General features: G+C 36.0%; 22 protein-coding genes and 1 pseudogene. All 23 read left to right on the forward strand.

Going from position 1 to position 25340, the window contains the following annotated elements; genetic code table 11:
- The first annotated feature begins 7 nt into the window (after positions 1-7).
- The 23 genes and pseudogenes from CWB72_RS05430 (at position 8) to CWB72_RS05545 (ending at position 25037) form a co-directional block, all read left to right on the forward strand.
- On the forward strand, positions 8-838 hold the full coding sequence (locus CWB72_RS05430; RefSeq protein WP_138629757.1) for a beta-1,6-N-acetylglucosaminyltransferase: 831 nt from the start codon (positions 8-10) through the stop codon (positions 836-838).
- A 258-nt stretch (positions 839-1096) separates the two neighbouring features.
- Positions 1097-1237: pseudogene (locus CWB72_RS21100) on the forward strand (hypothetical protein); the annotation flags it as partial.
- Positions 1182-1529 (forward strand): sugar nucleotide-binding protein, encoded by a 348-nt coding sequence (locus CWB72_RS05445; RefSeq protein ID WP_289508439.1) that lies wholly within the window; start codon positions 1182-1184, stop codon positions 1527-1529. The pseudogene CWB72_RS21100 and the gene CWB72_RS05445, both read left to right, overlap by 56 nt.
- Positions 1530-1767: 238 nt before the next feature.
- Positions 1768-2880 carry a polysaccharide export protein gene (locus CWB72_RS05450; RefSeq protein ID WP_138629761.1) on the forward strand — a complete coding sequence of 371 codons (1113 nt, stop codon included), beginning with the start codon at positions 1768-1770 and terminating at the stop codon, positions 2878-2880.
- A 13-nt stretch (positions 2881-2893) separates the two neighbouring features.
- The gene (locus CWB72_RS05455) at positions 2894-3328 is read left to right on the forward strand and encodes a low molecular weight protein-tyrosine-phosphatase (RefSeq protein ID WP_138629763.1); all 435 of its coding nucleotides are present in this window, start codon (positions 2894-2896) and stop codon (positions 3326-3328) included.
- 14 nt (positions 3329-3342) lie between these two features.
- Positions 3343-5580, forward strand: coding sequence for a polysaccharide biosynthesis tyrosine autokinase (locus CWB72_RS05460; protein WP_138629765.1), 2238 nt, complete (start codon positions 3343-3345; stop codon positions 5578-5580).
- Positions 5581-6477 carry a glucose-1-phosphate thymidylyltransferase RfbA gene (gene rfbA, locus CWB72_RS05465; RefSeq protein WP_138629767.1) on the forward strand — a complete coding sequence of 299 codons (897 nt, stop codon included), beginning with the start codon at positions 5581-5583 and terminating at the stop codon, positions 6475-6477.
- Positions 6474-7019, forward strand: coding sequence for a dTDP-4-dehydrorhamnose 3,5-epimerase (gene rfbC / locus CWB72_RS05470; RefSeq protein ID WP_138629769.1), 546 nt, complete (start codon positions 6474-6476; stop codon positions 7017-7019). The genes rfbA and rfbC overlap by 4 nt, the downstream gene beginning before the upstream one ends.
- A gap of 16 nt (positions 7020-7035) precedes the next feature.
- The gene (rfbB, locus tag CWB72_RS05475; protein ID WP_138629771.1) at positions 7036-8100 is read left to right on the forward strand and encodes a dTDP-glucose 4,6-dehydratase; all 1065 of its coding nucleotides are present in this window, start codon (positions 7036-7038) and stop codon (positions 8098-8100) included.
- A complete protein-coding gene (rfbD, locus tag CWB72_RS05480) occupies positions 8101-8952 on the forward strand; it encodes a dTDP-4-dehydrorhamnose reductase (protein WP_138629773.1) in 852 nt (283 codons plus the stop codon). It abuts the gene before it with no gap.
- A gap of 210 nt (positions 8953-9162) precedes the next feature.
- Positions 9163-9960, forward strand: a complete 798-nt coding sequence (gene kdsA, locus CWB72_RS05485) for a 3-deoxy-8-phosphooctulonate synthase (protein WP_138629775.1) — start codon at positions 9163-9165, stop codon at positions 9958-9960.
- 152 nt (positions 9961-10112) lie between these two features.
- Positions 10113-11051, forward strand: coding sequence for a KpsF/GutQ family sugar-phosphate isomerase (locus CWB72_RS05490; RefSeq protein WP_138629777.1), 939 nt, complete (start codon positions 10113-10115; stop codon positions 11049-11051).
- A 2-nt stretch (positions 11052-11053) separates the two neighbouring features.
- Positions 11054-12352 carry a cytidylyltransferase domain-containing protein gene (locus tag CWB72_RS05495; RefSeq protein WP_138629779.1) on the forward strand — a complete coding sequence of 433 codons (1299 nt, stop codon included), beginning with the start codon at positions 11054-11056 and terminating at the stop codon, positions 12350-12352.
- Positions 12353-12436: 84 nt separating this feature from the next.
- On the forward strand, positions 12437-13669 hold the full coding sequence (locus CWB72_RS05500; protein ID WP_138629781.1) for an oligosaccharide flippase family protein: 1233 nt from the start codon (positions 12437-12439) through the stop codon (positions 13667-13669).
- Positions 13639-14856, forward strand: a complete 1218-nt coding sequence (locus CWB72_RS05505; protein WP_138629783.1) for a hypothetical protein — start codon at positions 13639-13641, stop codon at positions 14854-14856. The genes CWB72_RS05500 and CWB72_RS05505 overlap by 31 nt, the downstream gene beginning before the upstream one ends.
- Entirely contained in the window at positions 14843-15496 is a 654-nt protein-coding gene (locus CWB72_RS05510; protein ID WP_138629785.1) for a CatB-related O-acetyltransferase, read from the forward strand. The genes CWB72_RS05505 and CWB72_RS05510 overlap by 14 nt, the downstream gene beginning before the upstream one ends.
- The gene (locus CWB72_RS05515; RefSeq protein WP_138629787.1) at positions 15486-16778 is read left to right on the forward strand and encodes a phenylacetate--CoA ligase family protein; all 1293 of its coding nucleotides are present in this window, start codon (positions 15486-15488) and stop codon (positions 16776-16778) included. The genes CWB72_RS05510 and CWB72_RS05515 overlap by 11 nt, the downstream gene beginning before the upstream one ends.
- A 6-nt stretch (positions 16779-16784) precedes the next feature.
- Positions 16785-17966 carry a hypothetical protein gene (locus CWB72_RS05520; RefSeq protein ID WP_138629789.1) on the forward strand — a complete coding sequence of 394 codons (1182 nt, stop codon included), beginning with the start codon at positions 16785-16787 and terminating at the stop codon, positions 17964-17966.
- Complete coding sequence (locus CWB72_RS05525; RefSeq protein WP_138629791.1) at positions 17956-18792, forward strand: hypothetical protein; 837 nt, start codon at positions 17956-17958, stop codon at positions 18790-18792. Before CWB72_RS05520 ends, CWB72_RS05525 begins: the two co-directional genes overlap by 11 nt.
- The gene (locus CWB72_RS05530; protein WP_138629793.1) at positions 18785-19540 is read left to right on the forward strand and encodes a glycosyltransferase family 2 protein; all 756 of its coding nucleotides are present in this window, start codon (positions 18785-18787) and stop codon (positions 19538-19540) included. Before CWB72_RS05525 ends, CWB72_RS05530 begins: the two co-directional genes overlap by 8 nt.
- 31 nt (positions 19541-19571) lie before the next feature.
- Positions 19572-21533 (forward strand): acyltransferase family protein, encoded by a 1962-nt coding sequence (locus CWB72_RS05535; protein ID WP_138629795.1) that lies wholly within the window; start codon positions 19572-19574, stop codon positions 21531-21533.
- 136 nt (positions 21534-21669) lie between these two features.
- On the forward strand, positions 21670-22839 hold the full coding sequence (gene wecA, locus CWB72_RS05540) for a UDP-N-acetylglucosamine--undecaprenyl-phosphate N-acetylglucosaminephosphotransferase (RefSeq protein WP_138629797.1): 1170 nt from the start codon (positions 21670-21672) through the stop codon (positions 22837-22839).
- 41 nt (positions 22840-22880) lie between these two features.
- Positions 22881-25037 carry a YjbH domain-containing protein gene (locus CWB72_RS05545; protein WP_138629799.1) on the forward strand — a complete coding sequence of 719 codons (2157 nt, stop codon included), beginning with the start codon at positions 22881-22883 and terminating at the stop codon, positions 25035-25037.
- Positions 25038-25340 lie beyond the last annotated feature (303 nt).

Here is a 25340-nt window from a genome sequence, read left to right on the forward strand (position 1 = left end):
CAATATTATGAGAATCGCAATTTTGGTAGCTTGCCATAAACAAGCGGAATTGATAAACAAATTGATCGCCCAATTTGATCCTAGTTTCTTTAAGTTTTTTATTCATGTAGATATAAAATCTGATATTAGTGAACAAATCATCATTCAAGATAATGTCGTTTTAATTACAGATGATGATAGAGTAGATGTCCGCTGGGGTCATATTTCTCAAGTTTATGCTACGTATAACTTATTAAAGCGTGCAGCAAAAGAAGATTTTGATTACCTATGGTTCATGTCAGGGCAGGACTTTCCAATCAAAAGCCAAAAAGATATTTTGGACTTTTTTGTAGAACATAATGGCCGCTCTTTTATAGATATTGAAACAAAAAGTTTTTCAAAGTATAGAGCGCTAGTGCATTATCCTTTTTTCTCAATTGGCCAAAGCTTTACTCAAAGAGTATTTAGGAAGCTATATGCAGCACTGTGTATGAAGTTTGGTTTAACCAAAAATACAAAGTTAGAGTTGATGCATGGCTCTAGTTGGTTCTGCTTTCATAAAAATATCTATTCAAACATTATAAATGACAGGGATTTTGATAAATATCTAGCACGATTTGAAAATGCACTATGCCCTGATGAAATTGTCTTTCAAACTTACATAAAACATAAAGGTTTAGATACTTTGTGTAATGATAATCTTACTTATGTTGATTGGAGTGCTCAGGATGCAAACCCAAAGTTACTGACATTAGATGACTACAACGTTGTAATCAACTCTTCCAAATTAATTGCAAGAAAGTTTGATTTGGACGTTGATAGTGAGATTATACACAAACTTTCGGCTTTAAATGAATAAGCCACTGTGGTTCTGGTTTTCTTTGAGTTGTGTAACTAGTAACCCAAGCCAACTTAAAACCCGTGAATATAAGCTTAAACTCAGCTTGTAAGATAGAACAACGAGCTCTTAAAAGCTCTAGCCGTCTTGTTGCATATTTGAATTAGTCTTGGAAAGACAAATCCTATTAATGTCTATGGAGCTTCAAAGTTAGCTGGTGAAGAAGCGATAAAACAGAATTACCCGCAGAACTCATCAATAGTGTGAACCTCTTGGTTTTTTTCAAGTCATGACAATAACTTTGTAAAAACCATGCTGCGTTTAATGTCAGAAAAAGAAGCATTAAACGTGGTGAGTAATACAAATAGGGTGTCCAACAAGTGCGAGCGGTTTAGCAAAGTACCTATGGCAATTGGCTGAACAAAAACGCCTTGAGCAAGTGTATCACTATAGTGATTTGGGAGTTGCCAGTTGGTATGACTTTGCAGTTGCAATTCAGGGTATCGCGTTTGAAAAAGGCCTATTAGATAAGAAAATCCCGATACAGCTGATACCAGGAAATGCATATCCGACACCAGTAAAGAGGCCTGTTTTTAGTTTGTTATACAAAAAGCAAAACGGAAATGCAGAGAATTGGAAGGAAGCTTTGAAAACAGTCATTACTGAATTGTTGAATGAAGCAGGTTACCTTCAAAGTTCTGACTATATTTGAATTCGAGCTAAGCAGCATTAGGCTCGACTTTGAGCTTTCATGAATTCTATTTACCCATTTCTCCAAAATTCCATTCTGAGAATCAGTGTTATATTAAGTAGATACTAACTATGCGAACACTATAACTAAAAAATTCACACTCCCATTACTTGCTAACAAAATCTACAAGTGGTTTAATTACTCAGCTTTACATAAAGGCTTTAGAAAAAGCTAATAAGAACGATTTTGGGAAGAACGAATGGCGCAACGCTATAAAACTATCATTGCTTCAGCATGTTTTCTGGCAATGAGTGGCTGTACAATCATACCGGGTGGCCATTTTGAAGGATTAAAGCAAGGTGAGCAAACTGAAAACCTTGAGAGGGAACTAGAAAAAGTCAATATCCAACTCATAGATTCAGCACTTATTAATCAACAAAAGTCAGTCTCTAAAACGAAAACCTTCAATACAGCAGCAGGCCTTGATTTATCAAATTATGACTACAAGCTTGGTGTAGGTGACGTATTGACAATCGGGGTATGGGATCACCCAGAGCTAACTATTCCTGCTGCCGTTCAACGTACTGCAGAGTTCGATGGTTTCCGTGTCCAAGCCGATGGCACCATTACATACGCATACGCCCCCAAAGTGCAGGCTGCTGGCAAAACAGTGTCTGAAGTACGAGAAGAGCTCGTTAAGCGCTTAAGCCGTGTTATTGAAGATCCTCAAATTGATGTAAAGGTAGTTGGCTTTAGAAGTCAAAAGGCTTATGTAACGGGTGAAGTTAAAAAGCCAGGTGTATATGCAGTGACTGAGACACCTCTTACTCTTGTCGATGCTCTAAACCAAGCTGGCGGCCTCAATGAGCGTGCAGATTGGAAGACAGTTACATTCACTCGTGGCGCTACAACCGAATTAATTCGCCTTGATGACTTTTATTCAAAAGGTGACATATCGCAAAATCGTTTGTTACAGCATGGTGATATTGTGCATGTAACACGTAACGATCAAAGAAATGTCTATGTACTGGGTGATGTAAAGCGTGCAGGCACAGTCGAAGTTAATCGTTATGGCCTTAACTTAGCCGAAGCCCTCAGTGAAGTGGGTGGTATTGATGAACGTTCGGCAGACGCCAATGGCATTTTTGTTTTTCGTAAACGCGATTTAGAACAAGACGGCGTAATTGCTGATGTTTATCAACTGCATGCAAAAAATGTAGCTGCATTAGTGCTAGCAGAGCAGTTTGAATTAGACCCGCAAGACATTGTTTATGTTACTAGTGCACCACTTGCACGTTGGAACAAAGTCATCAGCTTATTGTTACCAGCATTAACAACCGTTGATAGATTACAAGATATAGATAACCAGTAGTAGGCAAACCAGTATGTTCGATAGTGTTTTAATGGTATGTGCAGGTAACATTTGCCGAAGTCCTACCGCTGAGTATGTTTTAAAAAGTAAACTGGCAGGCAAGAACGTAAAAGTGAGCTCTGCCGGATTAACAGCCCTTGAAGGCAAATCAGCGGATAGCTTTGCTCAAGAATTAGCGCTGCAACATGGCGTTGATATGACAGAGCATAAAGGTCAGCAAATCAGCACAAGCCTTGTAAGTCATAATAGTGTGATCTTGGTGATGGAAAAACGTCATCTCGAAGATTTGTGTTCTCGTTACCCTCAAGCGCGCGGTAAAACATTTCTCCTTGGTAAATGGTTAGGCGACAAAGAAGTACCAGACCCATACCGTCAAAGTCGAGAAGCTTTTGAACATGTTTACGAATTAATCGATAGCGCTTGTAGCGCTTGGCAGAAGTATTTATAAGGATGAAAGAGTCAATGAATGCTCAATCAAACCTATTAAGTGGCTCGCAACAAAAGCAATCCACAGAACAAGCGCAAGAAATCGATTTAATGGCCTTGTTAGGCGCTTTACTTGACCGTAAATGGTTTATTATGGCCGTTACAGCCTTTTTTATGATCGTTGGTGTTGCAGTTGCGGTATTTAGTACGCCGATTTATCAAGCGACAGCGATGATACAGGTTGAAGAAAAAGGGGGCTCGGTCCCTGGTTTTGATGAACTAGGCGGCATGTTTGAAAGCACATCTGCTGCAGTGACTGAAATCGAACTATTAAAATCTCGTAGCATCATTGGTGAAGCGGTTGACAGTTTAAAACTAGACATAATGGCTGAACCAAAGCATTTCCCAATTATTGGTGGCAGAGCATTTCGTAAATTCACACCTATTAAAGAAGGTGATTTAGCCGAGCCAAGTTTTGGTGCATCTAGTTATGCATGGGGCGGCGAGAAGATTGAAATCTTTAAGTTCGAAGTGCCACAAAATGCCATTGGTGCTGATTTTACGTTAGTTACCTTGGCAAATAATCAGTTTGAATTATTAACAGGCAATGGCGATAGCATATTAAAAGGTAAAGTAGGCGAAGAAGTAACAAACGGCGCTTTTTCATTAACATTGAAAACGCTAGTTGCTCGCCCAGATACTGAGTTTACCTTAACTAAGCGAGATCGCTTAAATACTATTCTTGATTTACAAACTGCCATCGGGGCAAGTGAAAAAGGTAAAGACTCAGGTATCATTAACTTAAACCTGCAAAATGCGAATGCTGAATATGCTGAAACAGTATTAAACAAAGTTGCCGGTATATATGTTCGCCGAAATGTTGAGCGTAATAGCGCTGAAGCACAAAAGTCATTAGACTTCTTAGAATATCAACTTCCTCAGGTTAAAAAACAACTTGAGGCTGCTGAGCAACGTTTTAACGATTATCAAGTAAAACAGCAATCAGTTGATATAAGCTTAGAAACAGAAGGCGTATTAAGGCAGCTAGTTAAGCTCGAAACACAATTACAAGAACTTGAACTTAAAAAGTTAGAGCTTGGCCGCAAATTCAAACAAAGTCACCCAAGTTACCAGGCAGCCGTTGAGCAGATACAAGCGGTTGAGAACCAAAAGCGCCGTTTAGCTGCAGAAGTGAAGGTGCTACCAGAAACACAGCAAGAACTACTTCGCTTAACGCGTGATGTTGAAGTGAATAACGAAATTTACACATTGTTATTGGCAAAAACACAAGAACTAGACATTGTTCGTGCGGGCACCGTAGGTAATGTACGTGTGATTGACCTTGCTGAAGTAAACACTTCTAAACCAGTTAAACCTAAAAAAGCCTTAATCGTTGTTATGGCAACCATGTTGGGCGGCATTTTGGCTGTAGCAATTGTGCTTGTTCAAAAAGCAATGCATAAAGGTATTGAAGACCCGAGTGAAATTGAAGCTTTAGGTTTACCTGTTTATGCAAGCGTACCTTATTCAGAATATCAGGTTAAACTAACTGGTTTCGCAAAAGCGCGCAAAGGTAAAACGGCCAAAGCGAAATCGATACTTGCAATGGATAACCCAGCAGACCTCTCCATTGAGGCATTGAGAAGTTTACGTACTAGCTTACACTTTGCCATGATGGAAGCGAAAAACAATGTAATTGCTATCTCAGGTCCGAGCCCTGGCGTTGGTAAATCGTTTATTTCAGTAAACTTAGCTACTGTACTCGCACAAAGCGATAAAAAAGTGCTTATTATCGACGCCGATATGCGTAAAGGTTACTTGCAAACCCAATTTGGTATGCAGTGGGATAATGGATTAAGTGATTACCTTTCTGGCAGAATCGACTTAGACCAAGCTGTTAAACACAGCCAAGTTGAAGGGTTAGATGTAATGACGCGTGGGCAGATACCACCTAACCCGTCAGAACTGCTAATGCACGAAAACTTCTCAAAACTGGTTGAAGAAGTCAGTGCCAAATATGACCTTGTAATTATAGATACTCCACCAATTCTTGCTGTAACAGACCCTGCAATTGTAAGTGCACATGCAGGCAGCACACTACTTGTAACACGCTTTGGTCAAAACCATGTTAAAGAGCTTGAGCTTACTCGTAACCGGTTTGAGCAAAATGGAATTGATGTTAAAGGTGTAGTGTTTAATGGTGTAGTTAAAAAAGCCAGCAATGCCTATGGTTATTATGGTTATTACAATTATGAGTATAAGTCTGATAAATAAATGGAAATTGTAGTGAATACAAAAGGTATAATTTTAGCTGGCGGTAGTGGAACACGTTTATACCCATTAACGAAAGTGGTTAGTAAGCAATTAATGCCAGTTTATGATAAACCGATGGTCTATTACCCGATCGCAACGTTAATGAGCGCAGGCATTAAAGATATTCTTATAATTACAACGCCAATAGAGCAAGCTAGATTTGAAGCGTTGCTAGGTGATGGTAAGGAGTGGGGTATCAATATTGAATATGTTGCACAACCTTCTCCAGACGGTTTAGCTCAAGCCTTTTTGTTAGGTGAGGATTTTATTGGTGACGATAATGTTGCTCTGGTTTTGGGTGATAACCTTTTCTATGGTCATGATTTAATTAAATCTCTTCAGGCAGCAGCTAATCGCCCTGAAGGTGGTACAGTATTTGGTTACCACGTCGCAAACCCAAAAGCCTATGGTGTTGTTGAATTTGACGATAAAGGTAAAGCTATTTCAATTGAAGAGAAGCCTGAAAAACCTAAATCAAACTATGCAGTACCAGGCCTGTACTTCTTTGATAATAAAATTGTTGAGTACGCAAAAAAAGTAAAACCCTCAGCACGTGGTGAATTAGAAATTACCGATGTAATCGAACAGTACCTTGAAGCAGGTACGCTGAATGTTGAAATTATGGGGCGTGGTACAGCGTGGTTAGATACAGGTACGCATGACAGTTTATTACAAGCTGCGCAATTCATTGAGACAATAGAAAAGCGCCAAGGTTTAAAAGTTAACTGCCCAGAAGAGGTTGCTTACCGAATGGGTTATATAACAGAGCAGCAGCTTCGATATATAGCGGAACCTTTAAGAAAAAGTGGCTATGGTGAATACCTACTTGGTTTGCTGGAACAGAAGGTGTTTTCATGAATATATTCGAGACAGCCATCCCAGATGTGAAGATTCTTGAGCCAAAAGTATTTGGCGATGACAGAGGTTTCTTCATGGAAACCTTCAGAGAAGAGTGGTTTAGAGAAAATGTGGCTGATGTCATATTTGTGCAGGATAATCACAGTAAATCTTCACAGGGTATTTTGCGTGGTCTGCATTATCAAACTGAACAGACCCAAGGTAAGTTAGTTCGAGTCACGCAAGGTGAAGTTTACGATGTCGCTGTTGATATGAGAAAAGACAGCCCAACGTTTGGTAAGCATGTTGGTGTGCTATTAAGTGCTGAAAATAAGCGTCAATTATGGGTGCCAGAAGGGTTTGGCCATGGTTTTTACGTTACAACCGAGTCAGCAGAATTTGTATACAAGTGTACAGATTACTATGCCCCACAGTTCGAACAAAGTGTATTGTGGGACGACCCAGTGTTAGATATCCAATGGCCTTTAGTAAATGGTCAAGTTCCACTTTTATCTGAAAAAGATAAAGCGGGCCTTTTGCTGGTTGATGCACCTGTATTTTAAGGGAAGAGAAGTCGTAATGAATAAAACAATTTTTGTCACAGGTGGTGCAGGTTTCATCGGTTCAGCACTGGTGCGCTTTTTAATTAATGAAACAGCTCACACAGTTATTAACTTTGATAAGTTAACTTACGCAGGAAACTTAGAATCGCTGCGTTCGGTTGAAGATAATGAGCGCTATCATTTTACCCAAGGTGATATCTGTGACAGAGCAAAAGTATCAGCTGTTTTAAATCAGTATCAGCCAGATTTTATCATGCACCTTGCAGCTGAAAGCCATGTAGACCGCTCAATTGATGGTCCTGGTGAATTTATTCAAACAAATGTAGTAGGTACATATGAATTACTTGAAGCGGTTCGCAGTTACTACAATGACTTAGATTATGATAAAAAAGCAAGCTTCCGATTCCACCATATTTCGACAGATGAAGTATATGGTGATTTAGGGGAAACAGGCTTATTCACAGAAGAAACTTCTTATGAGCCAAGCTCACCATACTCTGCCTCAAAAGCTGCGTCTGACCACTTAGTCAGAGCATGGCACCGTACTTATGATTTGCCAGTTGTTTTAACTAACTGTTCAAATAATTATGGTCCATACCATTTCCCTGAAAAGCTTATTCCACTAATAATTCTTAATGCTCTAGAAGGTAAGCAATTACCAGTTTATGGTGACGGTAAGCAAGTCAGAGACTGGTTATTTGTTGAAGACCATGCTCGAGCGCTTTATAAAGTAGTCTCAAAAGGTAAATTAGGTGAAACGTATAATATTGGCGGCTTTAATGAAAAACAAAATATTGAAGTTGTCACCACGATTTGTAATCACTTAAATAATTTAATCGAAGATAAGCCAGAGAATTTATCAGACTTCAATGACTTAATTACTTTTGTTGCAGACAGACCTGGTCATGATGTGCGCTATGCGATAGATGCGACGAAAATAAATAAAGAGCTAGGTTGGCGCCCAGAAGAGACCTTTGAAACAGGTATTTTAAAAACCATTCAATGGTACTTAGATAACCAAGAATGGTGTAAAAATGTTCAAGATGGTTCTTATCAACGAGAGCGTTTAGGAAAAAACTAAATGAACGCGCTAATCATTGGTAAAAATGGTCAGGTTGCATGGGAACTTATGCAAACCTGCCCTGAACATATTAACGCTGTGGCACTAGGTCGTGATGATATCGATATTACATCACAAGAGAGTATCGAGAGTGCGATAGAGACTCACAATCCTAGTGTTATCATTAATGCATCGGCTTATACTGCCGTTGATAAAGCAGAGTCTGATCAAGTAAATGCGTATTTAATCAATGCAACAGCTGTAGAGTTTTTAGCTAAAGCTGCTTGCAAGCACAACATACGTTTGTTGCATATCTCAACAGATTTTGTGTTTGATGGTAGTAAAAATACACCTTATCAGGTGGATGATAAGACAAACCCTATAAATGTCTATGGTGCTTCAAAGTTAGCCGGTGAAAAAGCGATAAAACAGCATTACCCGCAGAACTCATCAATAGTGAGAACCTCTTGGGTTTATTCAAGTCACGGTAATAACTTTGTGAAGACCATGCTGCGTCTTATGTCAGAAAAAGAAGCATTGAATGTGGTAAGTGACCAAATAGGGTGCCCAACAAATGCGAACGGACTGGCAAAGTACCTATGGCAATTGACTGAACAAGAAAGCCTTGAGCAAGTATACCATTATTGTGACCTAGGTGTAGCAAGTTGGTATGACTTTGCTGTTGCCATTCAAGATATCGCGTTTGATAAAGGCCTATTAGAAAAGAAAATCCCGATTCAGCCGATACCAGCAAGTGCATTTCCGGCACCTGCAAAGAGACCTTTATTCAGTGTAATGTTCATAGATTGCCACACAAAACAAAATGAGCATTGGGTTCAACGGCTTAGAAATATGTTAATGAGCTGGTTGTAGTTGGTTGTTTCTTTAAGAGTATACTGTAACTTGAAGGACGATCTTAAAGTAAACGTGAGTGCTATAACAATGATAATGAGTTCTCTCATGTTAGGTTATTAAAAATAATATCCCTCAATACACTTTAATAAGAACTTGTAATTAAACGTAAGCTAGCTTTTTTAATACATAAAGCTTGTTAGTTAATGAATGGAAAAATAGGAATACATTATGTTTTTAATAGCAGGACCTTGTGTTATTGAATCTGAACAACTTGTTTTAGACACGTTTGGAGCATTAAGGGATATTACAAGTAAATTAGGTATTGAGTATATTGCTAAATCATCATTTACGAAAGCAAATCGCTCGTCTATCTCATCTTTTAAAGGGCCAGGAATAGAACAAGGTCTAAAAATACTCCAAAAAGCAAGACAGGAGTTGGGTGTTAAGGTGATCACAGATGTTCATGATGATACACCTTTAGATGAGGTCGCTTCTGTTGTTGATGTGTTACAGACTCCAGCTTTTTTAGTGCGTCAGACAAATTTCATTCAGCGCGTAGCCGCAATGGGCAAGCCTGTTAATATAAAAAAAGGGCAGTGGATGCATCCATCGGACATGCAGCCAGTTGTTGAGAAGTGTAAAGCTGTTGGTAATGAAGATATTTGGCTTTGTGAAAGAGGGACAAGCTTCGGTTTTGGGCAACTAATAAATTACATGCCTGGTTTGACCATAATGAAAGAAACAGGCTGCAAGGTAGTAATGGACGCAACTCATAGTGTACAGATGCCCGGAGCTATAAATGGTTCTACAGGTGGTAATCGTTATCATGTGCCAGCTATTGCAAGAGCTGCGGTAGCAGTGGGAATTGATGGGCTATTTATGGAAACGCATCCTGAACCAGATAAAGCACTATGTGATGGCCCAAATATGTTGGCACTTAAACACATGGAAGAGTTACTTGAGACCCTACTTGAAATCGATGAAGTTGTTCATCGCCGACGATTTGTTGAAACTTGTTTTAAATAAAAGTGCAAGAACAATGAATCTATTTTTTATTGTTAATAAAAATATTTATTTAATCAATGAAATAATAAAAGTAATAATGCAATCATAAGTTGGTAATAGTGCATAGTCTCAATTTCTATGCATCTTATATTTAAGCGGGGTGTTGTTGTAAGATGAATTATATTTCAGAAGCAAAATCTGTAATAAAAAATGAGATTGAAGGAATACTGGAAGTAGAGTCTAAGCTAGATCATACGTTTGAAGAGCTTATATCTTGTATTTCTAACTCAACAGGGCGTGTAGTAATGTGTGGAATGGGTAAGTCTGGTCACATAGCAAAAAAAATTTTTGCAACTTTAGTTAGTACAGGTACTCCCTCAATGTATATGCATCCTGCTGAAGCATATCATGGTGATTTAGGAATGATTAAAGAAGAGGATATCTTCTTTGCCATATCAAATTCTGGAGAAACATCTGAGGTTACGCAATTGTTACCATTTATTAAAAGTAATGGTAATACACTTATATCTATGACTGGTAATCCATCATCAACTCTAGCATCACTATCTGATTTTCATTTAGATATAGGAGTTGAAAAAGAAGCATGCCCACTTAACCTCGCTCCAACAACGTCAACTACAGTTTCTCTTGTTTTGGGTGATGCAATTGCTATTTCTCTAATGAAGGCTAAGTCTTTCAAAGAAGAAAACTTTGCAAAATACCATCCTGGTGGAAGTTTAGGCAGGAAACTTTTAATGACAGTTAAAGATTTCGTGCTAACAGGTACTTACGTTCAAAAAGGTGACTCATTTATTGATGTGATCAGTACAATGAGTACTAGTAAAACAGGAGTAGTTTTGGTTGGAGATGCCAATAATTTAGAAGGAATTATAACTGATGGTGATATAAGAAAATATTTAACCACATATGAAATAAGCGGTTATCAAACAGCTAAAGCCATCGATTTGATGACTGCTTCACCTAAAACAGTATCACCCCTGACTAAATGCTCTGACGCTGATTATAAAATGCGAGATGAAGGAATTAACTCACTTATTGTGAAAGACGGTAACAGAGTTCTTGGTATTTATGATAATTTAAATAGGAAATAATTATGAAAGTAGTTGCGTTTTTACCAGCTAAAGGTTCGAGTTCAAGAATTGAAAGCAAAAATATGAAGCTTTTAGATGGTAAGCCACTATTTCTCCATACCCTTGAAAAGCTAGTAAGCTCCGGTTTGTTTGATGAAGTTTATCTTGATACAGAATCTGAGGATGTGATTAATGCAGCTTCGGAGGTAGATTGCAAAATTATGAAACGTGATCCAGAGCTTGCGAGCAATAAAGTGGATGGTAATAAAATGTTTTATAATGAAGTTTTGCATGTAAATGCAGATATATATGTTCAAATACTTTGCACAAGCCCGTTCATTGATATGGAAACAGTTAAATCAGGTATTGAAAAATTAAAATCAGGGAATGAGCATGATTCAGCTGTTCTTGTTAGAAAAGAAAGGTTATACACATGGGATGATAATGGTCCTGAGTATGATATTAACTCAATACCGAATAGTGTCGATTTAGGTGATACTATTATTGAAACTATGGGCCTGTACATTGTAAAAAAAGATGCTGCGACCAAGTTAAAAAGACGAATCGGTAACTCTCCTCTATTACTCGAATCTTCACCCCTTGAAGCAATTGATGTTAATTGGCCTGAAGACTTTCAATTAGCAGAGCTTATAGCCGCAGGAAAAAGGGAAAAAAGTAGAAAGTTATTAGGAAATATAAAGAATCATTTAACAAGTTGCATACTTTCGGATTTGCTTGATGATTTAGGTTACCCTGATCAAGTTGTTAAGGGGTTAACTCCTAATATAAATGGGGTTAAGCTTTTAGGGAGAGCTAAAACCTTAAAGTTAAGAAAATTAGAGGATGGTGAATGTTTTAAGGGAATATATGACGCACTTTATAGTTACGATACGATTATTCCAGATGACATAATACTTGTTGAAAATGAGAGTCCTGAATATGCTTATTTTGGTGAGTTAAATGCGAATTTAGCAATTCGTTCTGGGGCGTCAGGGGTTGTTGTTAATGGAATGACAAGAGATAATGAAGAGGTTATCAGTACTGGGTTACCTGTTTTTGCAAAAGGCTACACTTGTCAAGATGTAAGAAAGAGAGCAACAACAGATTCATTTAATAAAACAATTTTCTTAAACGGTATTAAAGTTGAGCCAGAGTGCTTAGTTTTTGCTGATGCGGAAGGTATTATTATTATTCCAAAACATATTGAAAAAGTTGTAATTAATGAAGTTTATAAAAGAGCTGCAAATGAAAAGAAAATTCTTACTGAAATCTCAGAGGGGGTTGATGTTGACACTTTAACTAAAAAGTATGGATTTTTCTAATTGTTAGTGTATGAATATGAAATACTTACAGTCTTTGTATTAAGCAATTTGGCAGCTTTTGGCTGCCAAATTTGAGTACTGTTGATGAAAAAAGTTAATATAAATATTTTCTTTAATATTGTTTCTACAATGTTCACAGCTTTTTCTCCTTTAATTGTTATTCCAATTATAACGAGTAGCATTGGGCTTGAGTTATATGGTGAGTTTGTAGCCATACTATCTTTATGTGCAGTGTTTGTTGTTTTATGTGATTTAGGATTTGGTATGTATATACCAAAATACATGAATGAAAAAAAATTATATAAAAATGTTAATAAAGATTTGCTGATTATTTTTGTAGTAGTAAAAGTTGTCTTATCGTTATTGCTACTCACTCTTATCACTGCTTTTTCTAATTATAGTGTAACTGTACTCTTTACTATTTCTGCTTTTGTGTCTATTTCGAACTTGAACCCTACTCCAATAGTGACAGGTTTAGAGCGTTATAAGTTGTTGGCTATAACAAGTCTGATTTCTAAAGCTACTTTGGTACTGGTAGCTCTTTTAGCTAGTTATGAAGATTTCCCAGTAGAAGTGGCGATGCTTGTACAAACATCTATGGTTTTAGTCACTAATTTAATTTTGTATACGTTCTTGTTAAGAAATCTTGAAATGAGTAAAGGGCAGATAGTTGGAGCGAAAGAAGTTTATCAATTTGTTAAAGGTGCTTTGGGGTTTTATTTTGCAAGATTAACAGTTAATGTTTTAAATCAAGGTAGCACTTTTTTAGTTTCAAGATTTATTTCTAATGAGGGTACTGCTATTTACTCATTGTTAGTTCAGTTATACAAAGTTGGTCAGGCATTGTTGGGGGCAATATCAAGGGTGCTATACACGAACACACTGAAAACAAAATGCTTTAAATCGCTATACTTTTATAGTGTTTGCACTGTACTTTGTATTCTATTCTTTTCTCCGATTATATACTTGTTCTCTAATGACGTTGCAGCAGTGTTACTTTCTAGTACAAAAGCCGAGATTAATGAGTTTACACTTATTATCCTACTCTCACTTGTATTTGTATCAATCAGTAGTAATTATGGCTACCCTGCTTTAGTGGCGATTGGCAAAGAAAAATATGCCCATTTAGGGATATTTTTACCATCTCTTGTTTATTATTTAGCTTTTGGTCTTGTGATTTTTTTTGCTGAAATGACAATGTTTTATGCATTACTATGTATTCTTCTGACTGATTTATCATCTATGTTGATTAGACTCTTTTTTGCTTCAAAATTTGGTGTAATAAAATGCTTTCAAAATACGAAAAATATAAACTAACAAAAGAAAAAATCTCAAAAATACTTTTTTTTGAGAAATATATTGCAGTAGATGATTCTATTTTAGTTAGCAAAATGGCTGCTCCAGCTTTAGCAAGATTAGTATGGGGCAAAAGTAAGTTAACTAATGCATTTAAAATACTATTCAAAATGCCCCATTTTTCAAGTGAAAAAAGAGAGTTTAATTTTTTAGTAACCTATTCATTTAAAAATAGAAAAGATCATGCTGATAAATTAAAGAAGTTTCTTAGAGAAGAGAACATAGATAACAGCGAATGCGTTTTTCTTAGATCTAGACTCCCTAAAAACTATAAAGAATTCTATTTAATAATTTCAAGTCTTTTAAAAAGTTTATATGTTTGCTTAAATAATAATATAGTTGATATGAAAGTTATAATTTCGTTAGCATACGCAATCAAGTCATATAAATATTACTCATCTTTGGATATTAAGGCTTCAAACTATATTGCATATAATTCTGCAGACATGGATGAGACAATATTGACAATCGTCATGAACGAAAAGGCTAACACATATGGTTTACAACATGGGATTATGTGTAAGTTTAACAATACAGTACCCATAGATATAATAAATTATGAAAACTTTTCTGCAGCCAATGCTATCTTATGGGGCGACTTCACTTTGGCTGAAATTAAAAGTTACCTACCTGAAAATTGCAAGATAATAAAAAAATATCATTTTGGTGAGACTTATACTCATAGCAGGCCGGATAAGCGCGAAATATTAGTTTTGTTACCAAGGTTACAGTATTTAGTTAATTGCATTCAACTGTTAGAAGTGATTTCTTCAATATCTGAAGAGGACTTCTTGATTAGAAGACATCCGAGTTTAGAGGGTAAAAATGAATTAATGAAAATAGTTAATTCGAAAAGTAATATCAAGTTTACTAATGAACCTAGTAATGAACTAATGAAAAATTCAACCTTTAAATGCTGTATTTCATTCAATTCTACGAGCCTTTTTGAAGCTTTATATTTCGGTCAAACACCTCTTCAGTATATATCTGGTAATGACGAATTTATCGTTGATTTGATAAAAAACTTTAGCAACGAAGCTGAATTAAGAGCATCTTTGATGACTCTTGATAAAAATAGTTTGACTAGAAGATATTTTTTTGAGGAAAGTGAGGAAAAAATATTTGGAGTATACGATGAGAGTGTTTGAACTTTTAAAGTTGCGAAGAAAAAAAGTTTTTTTAAGTTTGCTAAGCCGTTTTCGAGGTGCGAGCTTCGAAGGGTCTAACAGTATCAAGAGATATTCTTCTGTGAATTTTTCATCGATTGGGTTTGGTAGTTATATCGGTCAATCCTGTAGGCTAGATTTATGTGTCATTGGTCCCTACTCAAGTATTGCTAATAATGTAATTGTTGTAAGCAACAATCACCCTGTAAGCTCAAATATATCAACTCATCCGGCTTTTCATAGGCCTGAAAATAAACTAATGAAGCGTCTTTCGTTGTCCTCACCAAAAATAAAAACGTACAAAGATGATGAAACTGTTGATGGAAAATATAGGGTCATTATTGGGCCTGATGTTTGGATTGGAGAGGGAGTAAAGATCTTACCAGGCCTTAAAATTGGCGCTGGTTCTATAATTGCTACAGGAGCAGTTGTAACTAAAGATGTAGAGCCTTACTCTATTGTAGCTGGTGTTCCAGCAAAAATAATTAAATATAGGTTTGAGCCTAGTGTTGTTAATTTCTTACTAGAAAAAAAATGGTGGGTCATAAAAGATCATACGATTTTTGATTTAGTCAATGAACTTAATAATGAGCTATTGCAGGTTAAAGAAAATGAGAGTTAAAAAGTTAATTTATGATTTGGGGGTTAAATTCAGAAATCCATCGTATAAAATCGCCCTTTCTGAACTTAAGTCTTCTGAACTTGACTCTAGAAAGACTTTAGAACAAGCTGCTTTTGAAAAAATAAAGAGGTTATTAGTGTTTTCAAAAGTACACAGTGCTTATTATAAAGAAGTTTTTGTAAATTCGAATTTTGACCCTGAGATTGATTTTAATAAAATTGAAGATCTAAATAAAATACCAATAATATCTAAAGAAATATTAATTAATCATAATTCAAGCATTGATACTACGGGTAATTATAAGTTTGCTAAGCTGTTTTTTTCTGAAACATCAGGAACAAGTGGTCAAACGTTAACTTTTTTCAAAAATGAAGAGTGGGACTCTTTTCATAGAGCGTCGATTGCTCGAGGGTTATCTTGGCATAATGTCAATGTCTGGGAACGGAATGGTTATTTTTGGGGTTATTCCTTTTCTATCTTTGCTAAAATTAAAACTAAGCTTTTAGACTTTTTAATGAATAGGTTTAGAGTTTTTTCCTATTCAGAGACTGATCTTGCTGGCTTCATAAGTAAGGCATGTAGTGCAAAATACCTTCATGGGTACAGTTCTATGATCTACGAAGTTGCTCGAGAAGTTAATAAGAAAAATATTAAGTTTGATAATATAAAACTTGTTAAGGCTACTTCCGAGAAGATTTACGATCACTACCAGTCCGAGATAATAAAGGCTTTTGGTAGAAAGGCTATTAGTGAATATGGAGCTGCAGAATCTGGGATAATAGCTTTTGAATGTGAACACGGAAGTATGCATGTAAACGAAGAGACCTGTTATATAGAAATTGTTAACAATAAAATAGTTGTAACTAATCTATACTCATTCTCATTCCCAATTATAAGGTATGAGTTGGGGGATTATGTCAAAGTCTCAAACGTTCAATGTAAGTGTGGTAGAAACCATAAGGTAGTAGAAGAGATCCTGGGCAGAGTCGGTAAAAATATATTAGGTAATGATGGTAAGAAGTTTCCTTCTTTAACACTCTATTATATTTTTAAAATCCTTGGAACAGAGCAAAACCTTGAGCTAAATTACAAAGCTGTTCAAAATGAAATTGGAAAGCTTGATATTTTTATTGAGCAGAAGCTTACTGATAATCAAAAGTATTTAGTTATGGAGACAGGTAATAGGTACTTAGGTGATAGCGTTGATATCATTGTATATGATGGTGAAAGCATTCATTCAAAGAATAAAAAGCTAACTGATTTTGTATCTACGCTGGAGTAGTAAGATATGTTCAACTTCCTTAGGGTTATGCTTTTCTTTCCCTCTGTTAACTTTTCTTTATTAAAAGCTGAGATTTTTCCTTATGCTGGTATTTATTACTTGCTAAAAAGGCCAGTTTTATACAGGGAGCAGTTGTTTTTTATTGTAGTTCTTTTTGTTTCACCTATATACGGTATGTATATTTATAATGATTTTAATTCTGAGGTGTTAAGATCTATCCTTGCCTATTTAAACCCATTTCTAATATTTTTTACAATATATTTCTCATCAAGATTTGATTGTGGTTTGATTGTTAAGATCATAAAGCTCGTCTTTTATTTTTTAGTTTTTCTGTCTTTTTTTCAATATACCGGCTTAGCTAACTTGTTTGGCTTTGATTTAATAATCGATCTACTAATGAGTAGGGGTAATGCGGGTGTAATGGGGCACGGACGAGGTATAAGTCTACTATCTTCTGAACCATCACGTGCAGGTATGGAATTTTTGTTTATTTATGCAGCTTTCCGATTTTGTTATTTAAGTGATGAATCTAAAAGGGTAGTTTATGATTTACTAGTTTTATTTATAATTGTATTTCTAATAAGATCGGCAACAGGGGCAATCTATAGTTTCATTTTCTTTGGTTTAATATACAAGAGATTTTCTATTATAGCTTTTCCTGTTTTTGTTTTTTTTTCAGTTAATTATTTAAGCTTTACAGGTGTCAGGACTTTAGATATAGCTTCAAATATATTTGCTAACGCCAATTTTTCATACTTTATGGAACTATTACTTAATACTTCTGGGTTCAGGGCTATATCTGTTTATTCTGGGTATCTTTCTGGTTTTTATAATCCATTTGGTTTAGGTGTTGGTTTTTGGGAGTATTCATCTTTAGAGGCTCTTATAAACTCTGGTGTTTCTGCTTCTCAAGTTAGTTTCTTTACTACATGGAATAATGGTGAATATTATAGTGTTAGGCCTACTTCTTATGTTGCTTCGATAATGCTAGATATGGGGCTCTTGGGTTTATTAGCTTTCATAATGTCATTTAAGCGTATTTTTAGTAAGATTAGAACAGAAAAAGAATTGTTACCTATTGGTATTGTTTTCTTATTTTATCTTTTTTGTCTTGGGACAATTGGTAACCCTATTCCATGGGTTTGTGTCGCTTTAATTTATAGTTATAGGGGACAATGTGGAAACTAGAACATTTTTAATTTGCATTCATTATAATAATCTAAAAATCAAAAAGTCCGTTAACAAATTTTCGAAAAAGATAGGTTTATCAGAAAGTGATATTATAATAGTTGATACCTCAGAGAGTTTGAAGTTACAAAGTGGTGTTATAGACGGTCGCGATGTTAATCGCTTTTTTGAGTTTTCAGGCTATCAATATGGTTTATTGAAATTAAAGGAGATGTATGAAAGAACTGAGTTTGAAGATGAAATTATTAACGTTATTTTTATAAACGATACTATCTTCAGTAGCCATATTACCGAACTTTTTATCCGTGTATGCAGTAAAGCAATATCTACGTATTCGCATAATAGAGTTACAGGCCTTACTTTACATAAATGGCATGGTGCTATTATACCTACTTGCTGTTTTGTTTTAAGCTCAACCACTAAAGCAATTCTTAGTACAAAGTTGTTACCAGAAGATTTCTTTAAGAGTGATAAATTAGTTGATTTAAAAGATAAGGATATAGAATCTTTGTACGTTGATAACAGGCACCGGTTTACAAACGCTGTTAAAAGCTGGCTTTTACCAAAGTCCTTTTTTTCAGGGTGGTATAAGGCGAGCCCCTGGAACCCTATTCCAGTAGCTGATTACCGTCGCAAATATTTGGCTATTTTTTTAGAACATTCAATGGTTAGAGTATTATCAATCCAAGGTTATTCTCTTGCCGAATCTAATACGGATCCTGTAATAAAAGTTATGAGCTTTTTTGATCGGGTAAACAATAACCTACTAAAGCTAAGATACCGCACTTTAAGCTTTTTCAAGTACAAAATGAATAGTAATGAGTAAAATTTCAATAATAACAGCAACATTCAATTCGCAAGACACAATTTTAGAGACTTACAACTCTCTTTGCGCACAAACCTTTTCCGAATGGGAATGGTTAGTTACTGATGATTGTTCTACAGATTCTACTTGGTCTATTTTAAAAAAAATAGCTGCCAATGACAGTCGTGTAAGTTTATGCAGGAATGAAAACAATAGTGGTGCGGCAATAACACGGAATAATTCTTTATCCCGTATTAATGGTGGCTATGTTGCTTTCATTGACAGCGACGATATTTGGTTACCAGAAAAGTTACAGGAACAACTTTTATTTATGGAGTCAAATAAAAATGTTAATTTTAGCTATACAGCTTATGAGTTAATTGACGAAGATGGTAACTCTCTAAATCGTTTTGTTGATCTTAAAACACCTGAATCTGTCAATTACAAAGATATGCTAATGAAAAAAGCAACATTAGGCTGCTCAACTGTTATGTTAAGGTCTAGTACGTTTAAAGACTTAGTCATGCCTAATTATCGAACTGGTCAAGATTACGCATTTTGGCTTAAGTTGCTGAAGTGCAATCAAAATGCATATTTATTAAGACGTGTTTTAACACAGTACCGTATTTTACCGAATTCAATCTCAAGAAATAAGCTAGGCAAAGCAAAGAGGCAATGGCAAATTTATACAGAGTGCGAAGGTATTAGTTTAATAGAAAGTTGTTGGTATTTTTTGAATTACGCTTTTAGAGCATTATTCCGTAAGTAGTTTTAAGTTTTAGTTATTAAAGGTTGTTGATTTGGATTTTAGATATGACATAAATGGCTTAAGGGCAATCGCTGTAATTGGCGTTGTGTTATTTCATTTTGAGCCAAATTTATTGCCGGGTGGTTTCTCAGGTGTCGACGTGTTTTTTGTGATATCTGGCTATCTAATGACTAAAATAATTGTGCAGGGGTTGGAGAGAGGAAAGTTTAGCCTTTTTAGCTTTTTCATTGCCCGTTTTAATCGTATAGTGCCAGCTTTAAGTTTTCTTTGTCTTATATTGTTGATATTGGGTTGGTTTTATTTAACACCAACTGATTATAAGGCTTTGGGGAAACATGTTGCAAGCAGCGTTGCCTTCCTTTCTAATTACATTTATTGGAGTGAGTCAGGGTATTTTGATGCTTCCTCACATAGTAAGTGGCTTTTGCATACTTGGTCTTTGTCTGTTGAGTGGCAGTTTTACTTTATTTACCCTATTTTACTTTTATGTATATACAATTTTTCTTCTTTAAAAGGGGTTAGATTCTTTGTCCTTGGTGGAACTGTCTTCGGTTTCGTTGTTGGCTATTTAATCAGTTTACAGTCACCAACTTTCGGGTATTACTCGCTTTTAAGTCGCGGCTGGGGGTTGATGCTTGGAGGGGTGGTTTTTCTTTTTCCGCTGCAAATATGTGACAGGCATAAGAAGCTTTTTCAAACTTTTGGTGGAGGCTTAATTCTCTTAACTTATTTTCTTGTATCCAGCTCAACAACTTGGCCAAGCCTTTACACTTTAATACCTGTTATCGGAACACTTCTTATCCTCGCAGCAAATTACCAAAATAGTTTTATTTATAATAATGGTCTATTCCAGTATTTAGGCAAGGTTTCTTACTCGCTTTATTTATGGCACTGGCCTATCGTTGTTTTAGGCTTGAAATTAGAAATTGCTTATTGGTCCTTCGTAGGAATACCACTTTCTCTTATTTTGGCCCATATTAGCTATTCCATAATCGAGACTCGAAGATTTTCTAACCCTAGCAACCTTAAGTTTTTCTATAAAAGCAAACCAGTACAATTATCACTTTTGTTTTTTTGTGTTGGAGTGGCTTTGTTTGCTTTTTCAGGAATCCCTAAGCGAGATGTAATTACCCGATTAGATAATTATCTTATTAATGAGAAAGTATTCAATTCTCTTTCAGATGAACTTCGCTTAATTAAAGAAGATAATTGTCAACTATACTATGATGATGGTGTATTTGGTAAAGGTTGTAAGAAGCTGAGTAAAACTCAGGGTGATGTAAAAGCTGTAATATTAGGTGATAGTCATGCAGGTTCATTGGCACCTTCAATTTTGAATTCGCTTCGAAAGTTTTATCCTAATCATGAAGCTAATTTGATAAATGCAAGGGCTAGTGGTTGCATCCCTATAAAGGGGGTCAAGCATAGACCTGGTTCAATGTTTTCCGGGTGTGGAAATTACAACTCTTATTTATATGAGCAATTATCTTCTGATTCATTACAAAATGTACCTGTCATTTACGTAGCACGTTTTAATCTATATTTATATGGTTTTATAGAAAATGGAGAGATTAATGAGCCTTTTATTTACTTTGACTCTAAAGAACAAGACTTCCTAACCACCTTCAGGCAAAGCTTTATAGATAGTATTTGCGAACTGTCATCTAGTAGAAATGTTTATATTGTTAAGTCAATCCCAGAGTTTTCTTTTAACGTTTTTAATAGTTACCAATCTCAAGAGTTGTTTTATAGACAGCACACCCCGTTTTTTTTAACACTTAAAAAATATAATGACAGAAATAGATTTATTATGGATGCCCTTAACGAAGCTGTTTTGAAGTGCAATGCTAATATTTTGGACCCTTTACCTTACCTAATAAGCAACTCAGGATATGTATCAGAGGTTGAAGGAGTAAGTATTTATGAAGATGCTTCCCATCTAAATGTCAAAGGAGCTCTGTTGTTTTCAGAAATTTTTGATGAGATATGGTGATTTTTCATTAGAAAACCCAACAAATAAGAGGAAATGTTTTCAATTTTGATAAATTATCCAAGCTAGTAATGCAAATACATTATGATATGCTTAAAGCAAGTATGTTTGAATTAATCAAAATCAGGAATTTTGTTATATGGATAGTTTAGTTTTTTTTGAACTGTTATTTGTATGCTTTTTTTCGTTTGCAACACTATTTTTAGTTAGAAAAGTCGCTAGAAGGTTGCATCTGGTCGATAAGCCAAGTTCAAGGAAGTTACATATAGGAAATATCCCTCTTGCTGGTGGTATTTCTATATGTATTACAATATCTTACTTCGTTTTTTCAAATCATTCCTCAATCTCTGAGCCTTTTGTATTTTTGTATTTAATGATAGCGTTAACATTTGTTGGTGCTCTAGATGATAAGTTTGACCTTAGTGTAAAAGTACGATTGTTAATTCAGTGTTTGGTTGCTGTTTTAATGATGTATCACACAGGTAACCAATTACAGTCACTTGGTGACCTTTTTGGGTTTGGTCATATAGATGTTAGCTATGCAAGCTATATTTTGACTATAGTAGCAGTAATTGCATCTATTAATGCCTTCAATATGGTTGATGGTGTTGATGGCTTGTTAGGTAGTCTATCCATTGTGACTTTTTCAAGTATTTTAGTTTTGGCTCTTGCAAACGATAATCACAGCGTAGTTTTGCTAAGTGCTTTCTTAATTGCTGCTATAGTGCCTTACTTATTTATGAATTTGGGGGTGCTAGGCAGGGAGAGGAAAGTATTTATGGGTGATGCAGGTAGTATGCTGATTGGCTTTTCTGTGATTTGGATGTTGGTCAGTATTAGTCAACCTCAGTCTTCAGGTGTTAATAATCTTGGTGTTAGACCTGTGACAGCCTTATGGATTATAGCTATACCCCTAATGGACATGGTTGCAATAATGTTACGTAGGGTGAAAAGGGGGGCGTCACCTTTTGAACCTGACAGGGAGCATTTACATCATATATTCCAAAGGCTTGGGCTAAGCTCAATTCAGACTACTTCTTTTATATTTTTTATCAGTGGTTTATTAGCTACTATTGGAGTGATTTCGGACTATTATAAAGTACCTGACTTTTATATGTTTTATAGCTTTGTTTTTTTATTTACTTGTTATTATCTGTTTTTAAGTAATGTATGGAAAATTTCGGCTTTTTTAAGGGGGAAATTTGGCCTTTTTAGTAGCTTAAAATCTCAACAGTCCGTAGCTCAACTAAATCTGGAAGGTAAAAATACATGCGATGAATCTGCGAAGGTAATCAAAAAAGCATCATAAAAACAAAAATTGCAATTTCATATTCTAGGATACTTTGGTAAATGAAGAACGTATCGTTTTGTAACCGTCTAGTTGTAGGTCTGTGTGTAACTTTCTTTCATCAATCATTTGCAGGTGAGTCTAATAAAAGCTACAAAAACTTTTCAGGTTTTTCTGGAATTATTAATACACCAATAGCGGGTAGTCAACGACCTGGTTTAGTCGACTTTTCATACAATAATCAGCTAGACTATTCAGGTAATGAATATATTAAGGGGCACAACTTTATTTTCTCTGTTGGGTTATTTGACGAATTTGAGGTTAGTGGTTTAATTGCAACAAACTCAATGCATGATAACTTATTTTCTTACGAATCAAATGAGCCTATAAGACAAATAAGGGATTTGTCATTTAATGCTAAGTATACATTACCAGTCATACCAAATAATTGGTTTTCTATTGCGTTAGGCGCTAAAGATATTGGTGGGGCAGCGAATCGTTATGAAACTTATTTCGCTGTAGCCTCAAAAGAATGGTCTGATTTTAGATTCTCATTAGGTGCTTCTAAGAGTGATCATGAAACAGGTATGATGAATGGCGCTTTTGGTGGTATCGAGTGGATGCCGCTAGACTGGTTTGCATTACAGGTAGAGCATGATGCCGAAGCGATAAACGCAGCTGCGCGCTTAACAGTGCCAAAAGAGTGGCTATTTGATATTGGTGAACTTACTTTTACTAGCCGTTTTTATAGCAATACCGACTATTCAGAAAATGATAGCACATATTATGGCGTCAACTTTACTATGCCGTTATCTAGTCAGGCACGTAAAAACTACAAAGAAATAAAACCTGCGCCTGCTATTGTTGTAGCGAAAAATTCAGAGCCTTCTGACTTATCTAAACCAACCGTAATTAACCATAGAGTGTCAGAGTCTCAAAAACCAGTGATTACTAAGGCAGAAAAATCGGAAGCTTATAGAGCTCAGTCTAAGAATAAGCAAAACGTTTCTTTGAGCAGTCAAGTACATCGCTTAAAACTCGCTTTAATTGAAGATGGGTTTGAAAACCTCAGTATTGGTTTTAACGAAACTCCAAGCGTAGTGGTTAAATTTGAAAACAGAGTATTTAATCGTAACGACCTGGATGCATTAGGTCTTGTTATGGGTCGCATTGGTGAGTACATTACCAAAGAACATGCTCGTTTCTTAATTCAGCTAGAAAAAAGTGATATTGGTTTATTGAATATTCAAGGCTCTGTTGATAATTATCGTCAGTTTATTGCTGAAGGGGTAAGCCCAGATCTTGATGTTCGCCAAGGTAGTGTTGCAACGCCATCGGGCATGACATGGGTGGGCAATACTGCAGAGCAAAGCCCGTATTTTTTACCTCGAGTTACTTTCGCTCCCGCATTAGCCGCGACCTATGCAACTGAGTTAGGTGTGTATGACTTTTCACTCGCGCTTCGTGCTGATGTAGAAGTGCCACTTTGGAAAGGTGCTGGTGTAAATGTGACCATGCAAAAAGTGCTTGCGGATACTGAAGATTTTGAAAAGGGTGATTCATTCGATGGACGTCGCCTAAAAGGCGGGCTCGATCAAGCCGTTTTCTATCAGGTGTTAGAGCTACCTTTTAATATACATAATCTGACGCAAGTGGGTATGTTCAGAAACTACCATGAATATTATGGTGTGATTAATGAAACCACTTGGGTAAGCCCTGGCGGTCGCCATCAGTTAAGTGCAAATATCGCTAAATTTGAGTATCAAGATTATGATGCTTCTCGTGATTATTATTTAGCTGAATATCAATATAATTGGTCAGAGCAAGATATTACGCTTCATGCCAGTATGGGTAAATTCTGGGCGCTTGATGAAGGTGTAAAAATAGAAAGCCGTTTCTGGTTTGGTGATAGTTATATTGCCATTTATGCGGCCGACACAGTTGCCCAACAAGTTGGTATTGCGTTTAGTATTCCATTGAGTCCACGTAAAGATATGTCTGTTACACCTTATGGGCAAATTAAAGGCAATGAAGCTTGGCGTCATGGGGTAACAACGCGTGTTGGTGAGTCGCATAATGCATTAGTTAGAGGGCAGGCGTCTAAGATGTATACGCGTATCAATATGGAACGTACATTCTTGAACCAAGGTCGTAACTCTAGTAGTTATGTGTATGCGAATTTAGCAAGATTAAGAGAAGCTTATTTGACTTATAAGTAAGATTCTAAAAGTTATAAGTTGCGAGTTAGCGAGCGTGACGTTTGCTAGCCAACGAGCTTAGTATAAGGCGCGGTTCATGTTTGTGAAGCGCGCTTTTTTGTGCAAAATATACGTTACGAAGCAAGGTTACTTTTTCGCAAGGGCGAAACGCGTCTTGAGGCTTGCGAGTGCGCGCAGCAAGACTAGCGTTGAGCGTGAGGCCTTGGATGGCCGAATCGGGCCCAGGCTACATGGAAGTATTACAACTCAACTCTTATTAAAACCGAAACGAAGTTTCGCAGCACGAGGAGGTGAGGTTATGGA

This window comes from Pseudoalteromonas phenolica (genome assembly GCF_005886345.1).
GTDB classification, from domain to species: domain Bacteria; phylum Pseudomonadota; class Gammaproteobacteria; order Enterobacterales; family Alteromonadaceae; genus Pseudoalteromonas; species Pseudoalteromonas phenolica_A.